This window comes from Micromonospora zingiberis (genome assembly GCF_004331455.1).
Classification (GTDB): domain Bacteria; phylum Actinomycetota; class Actinomycetes; order Mycobacteriales; family Micromonosporaceae; genus Micromonospora; species Micromonospora zingiberis.
This window is the reverse complement of sequence record NZ_SJJR01000003.1, coordinates 111,726-128,307: the sequence shown is the minus strand read 5'-3', so window position 1 is coordinate 128,307 and position 16,582 is coordinate 111,726. Positions and strand designations below refer to the sequence as shown.

At 70.4% G+C, this 16,582-nt stretch carries 14 protein-coding genes; 9 read left to right on the top strand and 5 right to left on the bottom strand.

Going from position 1 to position 16,582, the window contains the following annotated elements; translation table 11 throughout:
• The first annotated feature begins 113 nt into the window (after positions 1-113).
• From E0H26_RS05910 to E0H26_RS05880, 7 genes are all read left to right on the top strand, one after another.
• Positions 114-431 (top strand): hypothetical protein, encoded by a 318-nt coding sequence (locus tag E0H26_RS05910; RefSeq protein ID WP_131301719.1) that lies wholly within the window; start codon positions 114-116, stop codon positions 429-431.
• A gap of 13 nt (positions 432-444) precedes the next feature.
• Positions 445-807 carry a hypothetical protein gene (locus tag E0H26_RS05905; protein WP_131301716.1) on the top strand — a complete coding sequence of 121 codons (363 nt, stop codon included), beginning with the start codon at positions 445-447 and terminating at the stop codon, positions 805-807.
• A 121-nt stretch (positions 808-928) separates the two neighbouring features.
• Entirely contained in the window at positions 929-4,273 is a 3,345-nt protein-coding gene (locus E0H26_RS05900; protein ID WP_131301713.1) for an ATP-binding protein, read from the top strand.
• A 1-nt stretch (position 4,274) separates the two neighbouring features.
• Positions 4,275-6,206: an MFS transporter gene (locus E0H26_RS05895; RefSeq protein WP_131301710.1), complete on the top strand. Its 1,932-nt coding sequence runs from the start codon at positions 4,275-4,277 to the stop codon at positions 6,204-6,206.
• On the top strand, positions 6,203-6,760 hold the full coding sequence (locus E0H26_RS05890; protein WP_131301706.1) for a hypothetical protein: 558 nt from the start codon (positions 6,203-6,205) through the stop codon (positions 6,758-6,760). The genes E0H26_RS05895 and E0H26_RS05890 overlap by 4 nt, the downstream gene beginning before the upstream one ends.
• Positions 6,757-7,926 carry a M23 family metallopeptidase gene (locus E0H26_RS05885; protein ID WP_131301703.1) on the top strand — a complete coding sequence of 390 codons (1,170 nt, stop codon included), beginning with the start codon at positions 6,757-6,759 and terminating at the stop codon, positions 7,924-7,926. Before E0H26_RS05890 ends, E0H26_RS05885 begins: the two co-directional genes overlap by 4 nt.
• Before the next feature lie 13 nt (positions 7,927-7,939).
• On the top strand, positions 7,940-8,536 hold the full coding sequence (locus tag E0H26_RS05880; RefSeq protein ID WP_131301701.1) for a hypothetical protein: 597 nt from the start codon (positions 7,940-7,942) through the stop codon (positions 8,534-8,536).
• Positions 8,537-8,538: 2 nt separating this feature from the next.
• On the opposite strand, the gene E0H26_RS05875 is transcribed toward E0H26_RS05880, so the two are convergent.
• The gene (locus E0H26_RS05875; protein ID WP_131302590.1) at positions 8,539-9,093 is read right to left on the bottom strand and encodes a hypothetical protein; all 555 of its coding nucleotides are present in this window, start codon (positions 9,091-9,093) and stop codon (positions 8,539-8,541) included.
• Positions 9,094-9,292: 199 nt separating this feature from the next.
• On the opposite strand from E0H26_RS05875, the gene E0H26_RS05870 reads away from it, so the two are divergent.
• Positions 9,293-11,893, top strand: coding sequence for an FtsK/SpoIIIE domain-containing protein (locus E0H26_RS05870; protein ID WP_131301699.1), 2,601 nt, complete (start codon positions 9,293-9,295; stop codon positions 11,891-11,893).
• Positions 11,890-12,612: a hypothetical protein gene (locus E0H26_RS05865; protein WP_131301696.1), complete on the top strand. Its 723-nt coding sequence runs from the start codon at positions 11,890-11,892 to the stop codon at positions 12,610-12,612. The genes E0H26_RS05870 and E0H26_RS05865 overlap by 4 nt, the downstream gene beginning before the upstream one ends.
• Before the next feature lie 26 nt (positions 12,613-12,638).
• Here the strand turns inward: E0H26_RS05865 and folE are convergent, their stop codons facing one another.
• The 4 genes from folE to E0H26_RS29150 all read right to left on the bottom strand — a co-directional run bounded on the left by folE (position 12,639) and on the right by E0H26_RS29150 (position 16,516).
• Positions 12,639-13,298, bottom strand: a complete 660-nt coding sequence (folE, locus tag E0H26_RS05860; RefSeq protein ID WP_131301693.1) for a GTP cyclohydrolase I FolE — start codon at positions 13,296-13,298, stop codon at positions 12,639-12,641.
• 38 nt (positions 13,299-13,336) lie between these two features.
• A complete protein-coding gene (ftsH, locus tag E0H26_RS05855) occupies positions 13,337-15,361 on the bottom strand; it encodes an ATP-dependent zinc metalloprotease FtsH (RefSeq protein ID WP_131301689.1) in 2,025 nt (674 codons plus the stop codon).
• Positions 15,362-15,703: 342 nt separating this feature from the next.
• Complete coding sequence (hpt, locus tag E0H26_RS05850; RefSeq protein WP_119579745.1) at positions 15,704-16,279, bottom strand: hypoxanthine phosphoribosyltransferase; 576 nt, start codon at positions 16,277-16,279, stop codon at positions 15,704-15,706.
• Positions 16,280-16,378: 99 nt separating this feature from the next.
• Positions 16,379-16,516 (bottom strand): hypothetical protein, encoded by a 138-nt coding sequence (locus E0H26_RS29150; RefSeq protein ID WP_165521767.1) that lies wholly within the window; start codon positions 16,514-16,516, stop codon positions 16,379-16,381.
• Between the last annotated feature and the right edge of the window lie 66 nt (positions 16,517-16,582).

Here is a 16,582-nt window from a genome sequence, read left to right as displayed (position 1 = left end):
GTGGCGAGTGACGCACGCAGGGTCTCGGGCGCTGCGCAGAGTAAGCACCGATCCCGCAACGCTTGCCTACTGCACCACCGCGGCGCCGCCGGCCGCGACTTGGGGAGGTTCCAGTGATCGCCATCGAGCTGATGGAAACGGCGTCGAGCAACGCCGCCCACCTGCTCTCCGCCCTGGCATCGTCGATCCCGCTCGCCGCCGAGGAGCCGAAGGGGATCAACACAGAGGGCGTCGTCACCTTCTTCGCCAGCAAGATCGCGCCGATCCTGCTCGCCGTGCTCGGCGTCATCTTCATCGGCCGGGCCAGCCGGGGCGAGATTTCCAAGGTGCTCACCAGCTCCGCCATCGCGATCGTCGGGCTGGCCTTCATCGCCGGAGCCGCCACCCTCTTCTTCATCGGCGACTTCCTGATCAACCTGATCTTCGAATAGGCGCGGGCACGAGATGCGGCTGCGCACCGACGACGACATCTACCGGGCCCGCCTGGTCTATCTCGGGCCGCCCGGCTACACCCTTCCGGTCCACCTGCCGTACGCCCAGTACGGGCTGTTCATCCTGCTCGTTCCCCTCTACATGTTCATCCACTGGCTGTTCACGTTGCAGGTCGAGCTCTTCCCCGCGTGGGAGATCGCCCTCGCCATCGTGACCACCTCGTTCGTCTTCCGGTACGTCGACCCGGACCGGCCGGCGCGGATGGTGATCCGCACCGCGCTGACCGACTGGCGACGCACCCGGGAGCCGGCCGCCGAGCAGCGCGACCCGCGCCTGGTCGGCAGCGGGATCAGGATCCGGGAGGAACTGGCATGACCGGCTGCACGCCGTACCGGCCGTCGGAGAGCTCGCCGGTGATCCCGGCGAGACGCGAGGCGGAGCCGCAGCCGCCACGTGGTTACCGGTTGACCGCTGCGGGCGCGGGCAGGGCGATCGCATGAGCCGCTCCTCCACGCCGGGATCCCCGGCCGGTCGTTCGGCCGCACCGCACGGTAACCGTGCGCGATCGTTCGACTACCCGCAATCCGGGGAGCTCGACGACACCTCGCTCGATCCGGCGCTGGCCACCACCCCCGGACACGGCGGTGTCGGGGTGTTCCAGGCGCCCCGCCCACCGCAGCGTCGAGCGGTTTCGGCCGAGCCCACGCCGGGCACGCCGGCCCCCCGCGAGGGCGCCGACATCGACTCACCGTTCCTGGACCTGTTCGGCGGCACCTATGCCCGGCCTGGTTCCGCCCAGCGGGGCAACGGCGTTCCACCACGGGCCCTGCCGCAGCAGGCGGCCCCCACCGCACCCGCACCGGTGACCCGCCGGCCGGCGCCGCCCCCGCTGCCCACCCAGCCCGCCGGCCCGCCGCCGGTCGCGCCGCCCGGCAGACCGGTCGACGACACCGTCGCGACAACCAGCCCGGCCGTGCCGTTGCCACCGCCCCCCGCACCGGCACCCCTGCCCGCCCAGCCAGCGGCACCGCCGCGCGCTCAGGCGCCCGCGCCGCCGTACCCCCCGGCACCCGCGCCGGCCGGCGACCGGCTACCGAACGCCCGACCACCCGCCGACGACCAGCCGCACCGCGACAGTGGCCCGCCGGTCGACCCCGCGCCGCGTACGCCACGCCGCGCCGCCGCGGCGCCGGCCACCCGTACCGCCACCCCACCCCGGCAGCGGTCCGGCGACCGCCGGGACCGCCCGGTCAAACCCGCTCGGGTTCGCGCGCCGAAAATCAAGTTCGGTGACCGCGACCCGGCGGTGGAGTTGGCCATCACCGAGATCGCCGGCCATCTGACCTTCACCCCCAACACCGTGACCGCCTGGTACTGGCTGCCCGAGGTGCGGTGGGCCTTCCGGCCGGACGCGGAACGCGAGGCGCTACTCGCGGCGATCTCCGAGCAGTACGCCGGCCTGGCCGGGTTCCGGCTGCACCTGCGCCGCACCACCCGCCCCTTCCCAGCCGACGAGTGGGCCCGCACCATCGACGCCCACACCGTCTCCCCGCTGCCCGACGTGCCCGGCACCCCGGCCTGGGCCGACCACCTGGTGGCCGCGCAACGGCACCTGCTCTCGGTGAACCACGCCGAGGGCCAGACCTACCTCGGCGTCACCTTCGCCCGCCGCTCGCTCGGCGACTCGCTCACCGAGCGGCTGCTGCGCACCTTCGGCCGTGGCGTCGCCGAAGGCGAACGACGCAGGCTGGGCCGCACCGTGGAGCAGTTCGACGAGGTGCTCGGCGCGTTCGGCATGCGTGGCCGGCGGGTCACCGCACAGGAGTTGGAATGGCTGCTCTACCGGTCGGTGGCGCTCTGCATGGCGCCCCCGGGTGCGCTCTCACCGATCACCGACGGCCGCTGGGAGCGCGGTGACCTGCTCGCCCTCACCGAGCAGGTGGAGCGCTACCGCACCCCGTACGGCTCGACGGTGAAGCTGGTCAACCGGATGACCGGCGAGGAGCGGCACGTGGCCGTGCTCGCGGTGGGCCGGATGGAGCCGCTGGAGATTCCCGAACGGCACGAGCCCTGGCTGCACTTCCACGAGCGGCTGCCGTGGCCGATGGAGCTCTCCACCCGGGTCGACATCCTGGGCTCCGGTGACTCCTTCCGCAACCTGGAACACCGGCTGCGGATGATCCGGTCGCAGCAACTCGACTACGCCGAACACGGCATCGACGCCCCGCCGGAGCTGGAGCGGTTGGCCAAGCGGGCGCTGGTGATCGGCGACGAGATGACCACCGGCCTGCCGGTGGATTCCGCTCGGGCACACGGCTGGCACCGGATCGCGGTGGGTGGACGGACCCGGGAGGAATGCCTGGAGCGGGCCCGCCGCCTGATCCAGCTCTACTCCCGGGAACTGCGCGTCTCGCTGCAACATCCGAAGAACCAGGACTGGTTGGCCCGGGAGTTCATCCCCGGCGAGCCGGTCGCCAACACCGGATACGTCCGGCGGATGCCGGTTCACCTGCTGGCGGCGGCGCTGCCGCAGGCCGCGTCCACGGTCGGCGACCGCCGTGGCGACCTGATCGGGCGGACCGCCGGCACCTGCCGCCGGCCCGTCTTCCTCGACCTGCACTTCCCGATGGAGGTACGCGAGCGCTCCGGTCTGGCGGTCTTCGTGGCCGAGCCGGGTGGTGGCAAGTCGACCCTGCTCGGCGCGCTGGGCTACCTGGCAGCCCGGCGAGGCGTGCAGGTGACCCTGCTCGACCCGTCCGGCCCACTGGCCCGCCTCTGCGCGATGCCGGAGCTGCGGCCGTACTCCCGGGTGCTCAACCTGACCGGGTCCGAGCACGGCACCCTGGCGCCGTACTCACTGATCCCGACGCCGCTGCGCAGCGAGTTCGCCGCCGGAGCCGCCGGGGATCGCGAGTTCGAGATCGCGGTCTCCAACGCCCGAGCCGAACGCCGGATGCTGGTGCAGGACATCTGCATGATGCTGGTGCCGCCGCAGGTGGCTCGCGAGGCGTCCACCGCGACGCTATTCCGGCACGCCGTACGCCAGGTGCCGGCCGAGGAGACCTCCACCCTGGACGACGTGGTCAGCTGCCTTGGGCAGCTCGACGACGACACCGGCCGGGAACTGGCCAACCTGTTGCTCGACACCGCCGAGATGCCGCTGGCCATGCTCTTCTTCGGCCGGCCACCGGACGGACTGCTCGGCGCGGACGCGGCGCTCACCGTGATCACCATGGCCGGGCTCCGGCTGCCCGACCTCAAGATCGAACGCGAGTACTGGTCGGCCGAGGAGGCACTGGCCCTGCCGATGCTGCACACCGCCCACCGGCTGGCCGTACGCCGCTGCTACGGCGGCTCGATGTCGTCCCGCAAGCTGGTGGGCTTGGACGAGGCGCACTTCATGGAAGGGTGGCGCTCCGGGCGCTCCTTCCTCGTCCGCCTCGCCCGGGACTCCCGCAAGTGGAACCTCGCCGCGCTGGTCGCCTCGCAGAACCCCCGCGACATCCTCGGTCTCGACGTCCAGAACCTGGTCTCCACCGTCTTCGTCGGCCGGATCGCCGAGGACGCCGAGATCGCCTCCGAGGCGCTACGCCTGCTACGGGTACCGGTCGACGACGGCTACGAGGCGACCCTCGCCTCGCTCTCCACCGCCGACGCGACCTCCGCCCACCGCCTCGGTTTCCGAGAATTCGTCATGCGCGACGTCGACGGCCGGGTGCAGAAAGTCCGGGTCGATGTGTCCTATGTGGACGGATTGCTGGATCACCTCGACACCACCCCCGCCGCCATCGCTGCCGCCGCCGGGGTGCTGCCGACCGTGCTGCCTGACCTGGAGGCGTGACATGGCGAGGGCCCGGGCACAGATCACGGCGCTCCTCCTGGCACTCGGCGTCCTCGCCGCGGCCACGATCAGCTGGCCCGGGCTCACCGCCACACCCGCGTACGCCGCCCCGGTCGCGTACCAGGCCCCCACCAACCTCTGCACCACCGAAGAATGGCAGGCCGACTTCCGCGCCTGCGTCACCAAGCTTGACGATGTAACAGGACAGCGCGCGGAGTGCCTAGAGCCGCCGACACCTGGAACTCCAGATGCTGGCCTCGCGGGTTGGTTTGCTAGCACGCCAGCAGAGGACGCTACTGGTGGCGTAATGGGGCGCTACAGCCTTTACGGGTACGCCGGATACAGCTACACCACGTACGACATCGGGTGTGCGGCGCCATTGCTGCATCCGGATTACAAGTTCACCACAACCATTGCCAACGGCGAACTAATGATTGCTACGGCCGTGATCGGCGCTTCGAACGCGCTACGCGAACGAGCATGGGATCCGCGTTCAATGTGGGACTGGTCCGACCCCCTCGTGGATCAGGCAACGAAGGCAGTTTACCAAAAAGTCTTTAGCGTCTTCGGAATTGTCACCCTTTGCGTTGTCGGACTTTATTTGCTGTGGCGGTCGCGCCAGTCTGACATGAGCAACGCCATGACGACCGCGGGCTGGGCATTATTGGTAATGGTGGCCGTAACGGCGCTTGCCGCGTGGCCAGTGAAGTCTGCCAACCTCGCGGACGGTGCCCTCATCTCGACCCTTGGTGTGGTCCATGACGCCGTCGGGCCACAGACTAAGGATCCTGGGCCAGGACGATGCATCGACGCCAACCCTGATCGATGCAAGGATCTCCGTCCGCCAGCCGTTCGCGCCAGCGACACGGTTACCGATTCGATGCTCTATCGAAATTGGCTACGAGGGGTGCTTGGATCGGCAGACAGTCCAACCGCAAAGAAATATGGCCCCGCTCTCTATGACGCCCGCTCATTGACGTGGGGCGAAGCCGAGTCAATTCGCGCCAACCCGACGACTCGTCAGGCCATCATCGAAGCCAAGAAAATGCAATGGATGAAGGTCGCGGAGCAAATTAAGCAGGAAGATCCAGAGGCGTACGAGTACCTCCAGGGCATCCGAGACATGGAGCGGGTAGGGGCCGGCTTCATCGCGGTGCTGGCCGCGCTGCTCTTCGCGATGTTCGACCTGACCGCGTCGCTGCTCGTGCTGCTGGGCTTCCTGATCTTCCGGTGGGCGGTGATCGCCGCGCCGATCCTGGGCACGATCGGTCTGCTCCGACCGGCCAGCGCCGGCCTGCGCCGGCTGGGCAACGCGGTGGTGGCCGCCCTGTTCAACATCGCGATCTTCGGGACCGGGGCGGCGATCTATCTCTTCGCCGTGGACCTCATCATGAGCACACCCACCCTGCCCGGCTGGCTGCAGGTGGTGCTGGTCTGGCTGTGCGGGGTGGTCGGCTGGTTGCTGCTGCGCCCATACCGGCGGATCACCCAGCTCGGCGGCAAGGACAGCAGCGAGGCGGTCGGCTCGGCCGGCTCCTGGCATCGGCGATTCTTCCGCGACATGCGTACCGCGGCCCGGCTCGACGTCGCCGAGCCCGGCGGCACCACCGAGCCCAGCATGGGGCGACGCCGGACGGTGGAGGTGGAACAGCCGAAGGTACGGCCGGAGGCCCGCCCGGACCCGGTTCCGAGCGGCGCATCCCCGGCCCCGGAGCCGCCGGACGGCCGCAAGGCCAGCGACGGCAAAGGTCCGAAGGAGGAGCGGCGCCCCGAGGCCCGGCCAACCGCACCCCGGCCTCGTCGGCGGCAGCCCGCCTCCTGGACCGAGCCGGATGTACCCGACGAGAACCCCGCCTTCGTCATCTACCGTCCGGGTTCGGCTGAACGGGCACCTGAGAAGCCGGCGCCCCGGATCCGCTCCGAGGCTCGGTGACCGCAGTGCGGCGGGCCATCGAGTTTCTGTTCACCCGGCTGCTCCGCTCCCGGCTCGGGGTCGCCCTCGGCATTGCCGTACTGGTGCTCGGCGTGGTTGGCGCGGCCCGGCTGGTCGCCGGCCCCGGCGATCCGACCGTCGGGCTGAGTAACCGGCCGACAGAGCCGATCACCACGGTGCATCCGACCACGGGTGACGACGGGGCCATTTCGACCACCACCACACCGTCACCGCTGACCCGTCCGGGCGAGGCGGCACCGGAGCAGGTCGCGGAGCGCTTCGTCGTGGCGTGGCTCGGCCGATCCGGTCTGACAGCAGAGAGTTGGCACGAGGGTCTGCGTCCGCTCTCCACCGGCGCCCTCATCGAGAAACTCGCTGGCGCCGATCCGGACGGCGTGCCGACGGGTGAGATGACGGACGGGGTGAGCATCCGGCCGCGGAGTGAGACCTTCGTGGAGGCGTTGATCGCGCTCGACACCGGACGGCTGCGGCTCGAACTGGTGGCGCCGGAGGGACGGTGGCTGGTGGACGCCGTGGACTGGGAGCGGTCATGACCGACGCGAATACTCCGCACCGCCGACCGGTCCGGGTCGGCGCACTGGCCGCGGCGCTCACCGCGACGCTCGCGTTCCTGTGCTGCACCGGTGGCGCCGGCGCCTTCTTCCTCACCGAGTTGGGTGGCGACGCGGGCGAGCAGATCACCCCGGCGAGCCTGGAATGCACCGGCGACTTCGAGGTGGACGTGACCGGGAAGATGCCCCGGTTCTCCCAGTACGGCGAGCGCCAGCTCCGTAACGCAGCAGTGATCATCAAGGTCGGCCAGGAGATGAAGGTGCCCGCCCGCGGGTGGGTCATCGCGGTGGCGACGGCGATGCAGGAGTCCCGGCTGTTGAACTTGGCCAACAGCACGGTCGCCGAGTCGCGGGACATCCCCCACGAGGGCATCGGTGCCGACCATGACTCGGTCGGGCTGTTCCAGCAACGCGCGTCCTGGGGAAGCGTCGCGCAGCGGATGGACCCCGCTTACGCCTCCCGCAAGTTCTACGAGAAGCTGGTGGACCTACCCGACTGGCAGAAGCTACCGCTCACCGTGGCCGCCCAACGGGTACAGATCAGTGCCTTTCCCGACGCGTACGCCAAGCACGAGGAACTCGCCGCGCGAATCGTCGACGCGCTGGCCGGTGGTGCGGCCCGGACGTCGTTGATCGCCGGTCAGGAGGTGTGTGACGCGGCCGCGTCGGGTGAGATAGCCGCTTCCGGCTGGACCGCCCCAATCCCGGGGGGCGTCGGCTCCGGCTTCCGGACCGCGAGCCGTCCCGGTCACAACGGGGTGGACATCGCCGCGCCGAAGGGAACGCTGATCCGGGTCGCGGCGACCGGTCGGGTCCTGGTCTCCCGCTGCGATCCCGATCGGAGTGGCCGACACAGTTGCGACGTGGACGGCTGGCCGGGCAAGGGTGGCTGCGGATGGTTCGTCGACGTGCTGCACGCCCAGGGCATCGTCACCCGCTACTGTCACATGGTGAGTCGTCCCCGGGTCTCCGCCGGGGAAACCGTGGAGGCTGGTGAGGTGATCGGCGAGGTGGGCAGCAGCGGCAATTCCTCCGGACCGCACCTGCACTTCGAGGTGCACACCGACGGTGACCGCAGCAGCCGGAGCGCCATCGACCCGGTGCCGTTCATGCGGTCGAAGGGCGCCCCGCTCAAGGGCGCAGGGTGAGCTCTCCTCCGTCATGACCGAGCCACTACCGGACCCGTTCGCCGACCAGCCAGACTGGGCACCGCAGCCACCCCGGCCCATCGAGATCGTTCCGGCTGCCGGGCGACTGGACCTGCGGGGGCAACGGGTACTGGTGGGACTGCCCGGCCTCGGCTGGCGCGGTGATCTGCGAGCCGACGAGAAGGTGGTCCAGAACAGCCGCACCTACGTACCGGTCATCCCCGAGCACGAGTGGTACCGCGCCGAGTCCGACCAGGTGGAGGTCTTCGCCCCGCTGGTGCCCATCGAACGGGTCTGGGTCGAGAAAGTCGGCGCACCGACCACCGCGACGACAGACGGCAGCGGCCTCCGGCTCGTCTCGCTGGACGCACCGGCGCACCGGCCGCCGACACCGGTCTTCGAGGCGGACTCGGTGGTCGGGCGCCGGGTGGTGCACATGGTGGGCTCCGTCGAGCAGCGCGACCTGCGCGCCGTCACCGAAACCTACTCGGGCGCCGAGGGGGACATCTGCATCCGGGTCACGCCCGAGATGGAGTGGTACCGCTGGGCCTGGCGCGGCCAGTCGCCAACCACTTTGGAAGTTCCCGTTCATCTGTTGTGGCTCGAGTAGCCCTAAATCACTGGTTCTCCACCGCAGACTCGCCAATCATGCCGATTTACAACTTGGAATCGCCAACTGTCGGTCAGGCTCTGTGGCACGCCATCGATATATGCGCTACGCCGGATGTTGAGCGTAACGATGGCGTCATCTGGACTAGTCTGGGACACGATCACGTGTTCCAAATTGATTGAGAACTTGACCTCTAAGTCCTGCTCGCGCTCTTCTATCTGCTGCCGGAATGCCTCCACGGCCGAAAGTGAACTGCCGCAAGTGTAAAGTGCCGCTCGGTTCGGATCGGGCGAGATCAGCGTCGCCTGGAGATACGCGACCACCACGACGTCGGGTGTGCTGCGGTCGGGGGTGGTTACGCGGTCGTAGACGAGGTAGCCGACGACGCCGCCGCCCAGACACATCGCGGCGAGCACCCCGGCGACCACCGCCAACACCGTACGGACCCGCCGACGTGGCCGCTGGGGTGCTGGCGCGACTGTAGGCGGCGCCAGTTCCTCTGGCGGGGTCCGTTGCGCCGGTACGCGGGAGACCTGGGAACCGGCGGGGGGCGGCACTGATTCCACCCCCTGAGGCTATCGGCTGGACGCTGTGGACCCAATGCCTCAGATTCAGCAGATCGTGACGGACCGCTGCCGACCGGTGAGATCCACGACAAACACCTACGCACCACCGCCCCGCGTCCCCGAGGTCCGGTCGTCGCTGGGTTACCGTCGTCTCTGCCCGGCGAGTGGGTGCCGACCTCGGGCGGAGGAGGTGGACGCGGTGGGCGGTCCGAAGGCACGGGCACTGCGCGCCGCCGCGTTGCATCGTCGAGCCGCCGCGACGGTTGCTGCGGCGGCGGCCGTCCTGGACGAGACCCGCCCGGTCCCAGCCGACCAGCGCCGCCAGTATGCGCTCGCGGAGCGTTTGCGGACGGCGGCCACTGTGCTCGCTCCGGGTTGGGCGGGCGACGCGCTGGCGAGTATCGAGCCGGCGACCTGCGCTGGGGACGGTCCGCCGTCCTTCGTCCGGGTCGGGACTGCCGCACCGCTGGATGATGCCCGCTTCCCCGCTCTGGTCCCCCTGCTCGGCGCCGGTCACCTGGTGGTGGACGCCGACGCGCACGATCCGAGGGTGGCCGGAATGTTGCGGGCCGTGGTGCTCCGGCTGGTGGCGGCGACCCCGGCGGGATCGCTGCTGGTGCGGGCGGTCGACGTGACGGGTGAGGTGCTGGCGCCGTTCGGGGCGCTGGGTGACGCCGGACTGCTGTCGCCACCAGCCAGGGACGTCGCCGGACTACAGGCCGTACTCGACGAGGCGGAACGGTGGGTGGCGCCGGGCGCGTCCGGTCCTCGCCGGCATGACCGGCTGCTGCTGGTGGTACTCGCCGCCCTACCCGAGCCGACCGGCGGGAGCGAGCTGGCCCGGATCGAGTCGCTGGCCGAGCAGGGGCCGGCCGCCGGGCTGCATCTGGTGGTCGCCGGCTGGCCGTCTGCGGATCGTGCTCCCTTGTCCAGGGCCACCCCGCTGGCGATGCGCACCGGTTACGCCCTGCTGGGCGATCCGCCCGGTGCCGCCTTCGCCGCGGTCGGCGACGACGGCGGGTTGAATTCGCCGGTGTTCGTCGAGCCGGATCCACCGGCCGAACTGGTGGATGTGGTGTGCCGGCGGCTCGCCGCACAGGTCGAGGCCGGTACCCGGTTGCCCTTGGCCGGCCTGTTGCCGCCGGCCGAGGAGGAGCTGTGGCGGGCGGACGCGACCGAGGCAATGAGCACCACGGTCGGCGACGCCAGCGGTCGGCCGGTGTCGCTCGGCTTCACCGAGTTGACTCCGCACTGGTTGGTCAGCGGCCGGTCGCGGGCCTGCCGGTCGACCTTTCTGACCACCGCGCTGTTGGGTCTCACCGCCCGGTACGGCCCGGACGAGTTGTCGTTGTACCTGGTCGATCTCGGCGAGGGCGAGTCGTTCGCGGAGTTCCTGCAGACCGAGCGCGACCGGTCCTGGATTCCGCAGGTGCGGGCGGCGGCGATGGCCGCGGACCGGGAGTACGTGCTCGACCTGTTCGACCAGTTGACGGCCGAGGTCCAGCGGCGCGCGGAGGCTGCCGCCCGCGCGGGCGGGCAGCGTTTCGCGGAGCTACGGCAACATCAGCCGCTGCCCCGGATCGTGTGCGTGGTGGACAATCTGTCGCTGCTCTTCGCCGAGCGGGATCGACTGACCGCCGACGCCGCTGCCCGGCTGGATGTGCTGACCAGGACCGGCCGGGCCCACGGTGTGCATCTGGTCCTCGCCGGCGAGGCTGACCTGGGCCTGGGTGTTCGCGGCGAGGCCGGGCACCGCGAGGGTGGGCAACGCGAAGGTGGGCAGCGCGAGGGTGGGCAGCGGGATTCGCTGCTCGGCCAGTTCCCCGTCCGGGTGGCGTTGCCGGGTGGCGGGGCGGTGCTGGAACCGACGAACGACTCGGCGGCCGGGCTGCCGGTGGGTAGCGCGGTGGTCAACACCGCCGGTGGCCTGGGTGGACCGCGGGGTGCGATCCGGGGCCACGAGCGGATGGTCCGGTTCCCTGATCCGCATGATGAACCGGAGGTCGTGGAGGAGCTCCGGCACCGGCTCTGGTCGGCCCGTACCGAAGGCTCTGGACCACCGGTGGTCTTCGCCGGGTACGCCCGCCCGCTGTTGGGTAACGACCCTCGGTACCGGTCGGCCGTTGCCGGGCGGGCGATGGCTCCGGCCGCGCTGTTGGGGCGGGCGGTGGATGTCGCGCGGAGCACGGCGGCGGTGCCGTTCGGGCCGGCTGCCGGGCGTAATCTCGCCGTCCTCGGCCCTCGGCCGGAGGGCAGCCGGCTGCTGGCCATGGCGGCCCGCAGCGTCGCGGCCCATCACCCGCCGGGTACGGCCCGCTTCGTGGTCGCCGTGCCGGACGTCGAGGTCCGGCCGACGGCCGAGGCGCTGGTGACCGAGTTGGCCGCGCGGCACCCGGTCGAGACGGTCGACCTGGCCGGCCTGGTCGCCGTCCTGGAGGCCGGGGATGGCGCCTATCTGGTGGTGTTCGGGCTGGATGTGGCACCGCCGGAGCAACTGCCCCCGGTGCGGCTGCGGATGCTGCTGCGTGAGGGACCACCGGCCGGGCAGCACCTGCTGGGCTGGTGGCGTACGGTGCCGTCGTTCGCGGCGCTGATCGACCCGGAGGAGACGGTCGACAAGTTGACCGCCGTGGCGGTGGCCGGCGTACCGGGCGCCCAGCTCACGCCGGTCTTCGGGCGGCCGGTGGAGTGGCGGCCCCGCCCCGACCGGGTGGTGTTGTGGGACGGTCCGGGTGAGCGGGGCGTGGTGCTGGTGCCGTACGACGTGCCGGAGGACGGGGAGCAGGCATGACGACCAGCCAGTCACGGAGCGCGGTCGTCCGCCCCGGCCGGCAGCGGACCGGGGACGTAGCGGCGCCGGCATCCGAGGATGTTCTGGCGGCCGCGTGGGCCGACTACCTGACCGCCGCGCGCCAACTCGACGGGGTACGCCGAGACGCGACGACGGCCGCTGGTGAGCAGGCGCGTACCGTCCAGGCGGCGCGCGACGAGTTGGCCGTGGTCCGCACCCGGTTGGCGGCGCAGGAGGCCCGGCTGGGTGAGCTGGGCGTACCGTCGATCTCGCTGGCGCCGACGCCGCCGGAACTGTCCGAGGCCACCAGGTCGATGTCCGGCCGTCCGGCGGCGGTGCTGGCCGCGTTGCGGGAGGCCCGGCGGTGGGCGTACGGCGCCGACGACGTCCTGACCGCGCGTGGCCTGTCGCGGGTGGCGCACTGGTCGTCCCGGCCGCGCAACCTGCTGGTGTACGGCCCGTTGGGGCTGCTCGTCCCGCTGCTCCTGATGGCGGTCTACCTGACGGCCGGCGTCGGCCCGTTGACCATCCTGGCCCTGGTGGTGGGCTTGCCGGGCCCGGCGGTCGCGTTCGGTGTGGGTTGGTTGACGGTGCCGCGGCTGTTCCCGGCCCAGCCCGGCGAGCGGGTCGACCGGACGCCTCGGTTCGGCGCCCTGGCCTGCCTGATTCCGGCGGTGGTGACCACCGCCGGAATCGTCCTGGCCATGCTGGCCGCCTGACCGGACGTGCACCGACCGGCGGACGGTCAGCGGGGATGGATCAGGGCCATCGCCTCGGCGCGCGACTTGGCGTCCCGTTGAAGGCTGCCGCGCACCGCCGAGGTGATCGTCATGGCGCCGGATTTCTGGATGCCGCGCATGGCCATGCACATGTGCTCGCATTCCAGTACGACCACCACCCCGCGCGCGGCCAGCTTGTCCATCAGCAGGTCGGCGATCTGCGAGGTGAGCCGTTCCTGCACCTGCGGACGGCGGGCGAAGACCTCGACCAGCCGGGCGAGCTTGGACAGCCCGGTGATCCGGCCGTCGGGCCCGGGTATGTAACCGATGTGGGCGCTGCCCCGGAACGGCAGCAGGTGGTGCTCACAGAGGCTCATCACGTCGATGTCCCGGACCAGCACGAGTTCCTCGTGATTGGCCTCGAAGGTGGTGGTGAGCACCGTGCCGGGATCGACCCGCAGGCCGGCGAAGAGTTCGGCGTAGGCCCGTGCCACCCGGGCCGGGGTCTGCTGGAGCCCGTCGCGGTCCGGGTCCTCGCCGACCGCGACCAGGATCTCGCGGACCGCCTTCTCGATCCGGGCGAGGTCCACGACCTCCTCGACCGGTCGTCCGGTCAACCGGCCGTTGATCAGCCGTGCGGCGATGTAGTCGAGGGTGTCGTCGGGTTCGGTGGCTGAGGCGGCCAGCCCTTGTTGCGAAGGGCTGGCCGCCGGGTCGGCGGTACTCAGTGCGAACCGTCCGAGTTGTTCGAGTTGTTCGAGTTCGGGCTGCCGACGGTGGCCTGCGCGCCATCCGCCTCGGCCCGCACCTTGAGCGCGTCCTTCTCGGCCGGGGTGAGGACCGGCGGCTCGGTGGAGGGCTGCCGCTTGCCGAAGCCGTTGTACGGGGCCATCGGCGGACGCTTCACCACCCGGGCGCAGATCCGCGCCATGTCGGCGGTGGAGAGAGTCTCCTTCTCCATCAGCTCGAGCACGATGTTGTCCAGGACGTCCCGGTACTCGACCAGGATCTCCCAGGCCTCGTCGTGGGCCAGCTCGATCAGGGCCCGCATCTCGCCGTCGATCTCGGCGGCGACGACGTCGGAGTAGTCCCGTTCGTGGCCCATGTTGCGGCCGAGGAACGGCTCGTCGCCGCTGGTGCCGTACTTGATCGCACCGAGCTTGGAGCTCATCCCGTACTGCGTGATCATCGCGCGGGCCAGTTGGGTGGCCTTCTCGATGTCGTTGCCGGCGCCCGTGGTGGGCTCGTGGAAGACGAGTTCCTCGGCGGCCCGCCCACCCAGCGCGTACGCCAGGGTGTCGATCATCTCGGCGCGGGTCTGGGTGTACTTGTCCTCCGTGGGGAGCACCAGGGTGTGACCGAGGGAACGGCCACGCGACAGGATCGTCACCTTGTGCACCGGCGCGGCGTGCGGCAGGGCCCAGGCGACCAGTGCGTGCCCACCCTCGTGGTACGCGGTGATCTTCTTCTCCTGGTCGCTCATCACCCGGGTCCGCCGCTGCGGACCGGCGATGACCCGGTCGATCGACTCCTCGAGCGACTCGTTGCTGATCGCCCGCTGGTCCTTCCGGGCGGTCAGCAGGGCGGCCTCGTTGATCACGTTGGCCAGGTCGGCGCCGCTGAAGCCCGGGGTCCGCTTGGCCACCGAGTCGAGATCGACGTCCGGGGTGAACGGCTTGCCCTTGGCGTGCACCCGCAGGATGGCCTTGCGGCCCTCCATGTCGGGGGCGTCCACCGGGATCTGCCGGTCGAACCGGCCCGGGCGCAGCAGCGCCGGGTCGAGGATGTCCGGCCGGTTGGTGGCGGCGATCAGGATGACGCCGCCCTTGACGTCGAAGCCGTCCATCTCGACCAGCAACTGGTTGAGGGTCTGCTCGCGCTCGTCGTGGCCGCCGCCCATGCCGGCGCCACGGTGCCGGCCGACGGCGTCGATCTCGTCGACGAAGACGATCGCCGGTGCGTTCGCCTTGGCCTGCTCGAAGAGGTCGCGGACCCGGCTGGCGCCGACGCCGACGAACATCTCCACGAAGTCGGAACCGGAGATCGAGTAGAACGGCACCCCGGCCTCGCCGGCAACCGCCCGGGCGAGCAGCGTCTTACCGGTTCCGGGCGGACCGAAGAGGAGTACGCCCTTCGGGATCTTCGCGCCGAGCGCCTGGTACTTGCCGGGGTTCTGCAGGAAGTCCTTGATCTCGTGCAGTTCCTCGACGGCCTCCTCGGCACCGGCCACGTCCGCGAAGGTGGTCTTCGGCGTGTCCTTGGTGATCATCTTGGCCTTGGACTTGCCGAAGTTGAGCACCCGGGAGCCGCCGCCCTGCATCTGCGACATGAAGAACAGCAGCAGCAGCACGAGCAGGACGATGGGGAGCAGGTTGACCAGCAGGCTGACCCAGATGCTGTCGGACGACACCTCGGTGTCGGCCGGACCGGTCACCCGGTTGTTCGCCTTGGCGTCGAGGATCTGGTTCCAGACCTCGTTGCCGACCTCGTACGGGAACTGGGCCTCGATCAGCTTGGTGGTGGTCTTGCCGAACTCGGCCTCCTGGGCGAGTTCGAGCTGGATCGTCTGTTCCTTGTCCTGGAAGACGACCTTCTCGATGCCGCCCTTGTTGAGCTGGTCGAGCGCGACTGACGTGTCCACGCGGTGGTAGCTGGGACCACCGGTGAACAACTGACTGAGCACAACGGCGCCGAGGATGACCAGGATGACCCAGAACACCGGTCGGCGGAAGAAACGCGTACGTTCCATGCTGTTGTCGAGCGCCGAGACGCCCGCATCCTCCTGATCGACGTCCTGACCGACTGTTGGGTGTCGCCGCCGGGGCGGCTGCCGTAGCCGCCGTGCGGGCCGGCCTCGACCCCGAGGCGCGAATTGCCGCGCCACGGTCATTCGACGGTACACCGTGCGAGACGGATGTGAGCTGGCGAGCCCAGCACTTACGCGCACGGCGAACCCGGGAGTCGACCGGCGTGGCCGGGAGCGGACCTCCCCACCACCGTCGTCAACGGTAGCCCGAGCAGCTGAAAGCCGGCTGAACGTCGTACCGGGTGGCGACCGGCCGGTCCGGGGTACGGGACCGGCGCGGGTCGGTCAGGAGCGGGCGTAGACCTCGGGCTTGAGTACGCCGACGTACGGCAGTTCGCGGTAACGCTCGGCGAAGTCGAGGCCGTATCCGACGACGAATTCGGTCGGAATGTCGAAGCCGACGTACTTGACCGGCACCGTCACCTTGACCGCGTCCGGCTTGCGGAACAGTGCGACCACCTCGACGCTGGCCGCCGACCGGGACTCCAGGTAGCGCAGCAGCCAGGAGAGGGTCAGCCCGGAATCGACGATGTCCTCCACCACGATGACGTGCCGGCCCGCGATGTCCCGGTCGAGGTCCTTGAGGATGCGCACCACGCCGGAGGAGGTGGTGCCCTGCCCGTACGAGGAGATGGCCATGAAGTCCAGCTCGGCGGGGGGACCCTGGCGGCCCAGCGCCCGGGCGAAGTCGGCCATGAACATGACCGCGCCCTTGAGCACGCAGACGAGCAGCAGCCCGTCGGTGACGTGGGCGTAGTCCGCGGAGACCTGCTTGGCGAGTTCCGCGGTCTTCTCGCGGATCTGCGCCTCGGAAATGATCACGTGGTCGATGTCGGCGTCGTACCAGGAGCCGTCAGCCATGACCCTAGCCTGCCGTACGCCCGGGTTGGGCCGTCGGCGGGGCCGCCCCTTTGCGGGGCGACCCCGGCCCGGAATTTCCGGCGAAGCCGACCAATCATCTCAGCAGGAGCGGGATCGCCACCGGCGACCACCCTCGGAGGGCTTCCAGTCGGCGGAGTCGCGGCTGTCCGTGGTCAGCCCGACGGCGGAGGTCGCGGCGAGGAAGAGGAGGAAGAGGAGCAGGAACAGGAACTCCATGGCGGCGCTCGCTTTCACACGGTTGCTGGTGGTTTGTCGCCGCCGGTGCGCACCGGACACCCTGAA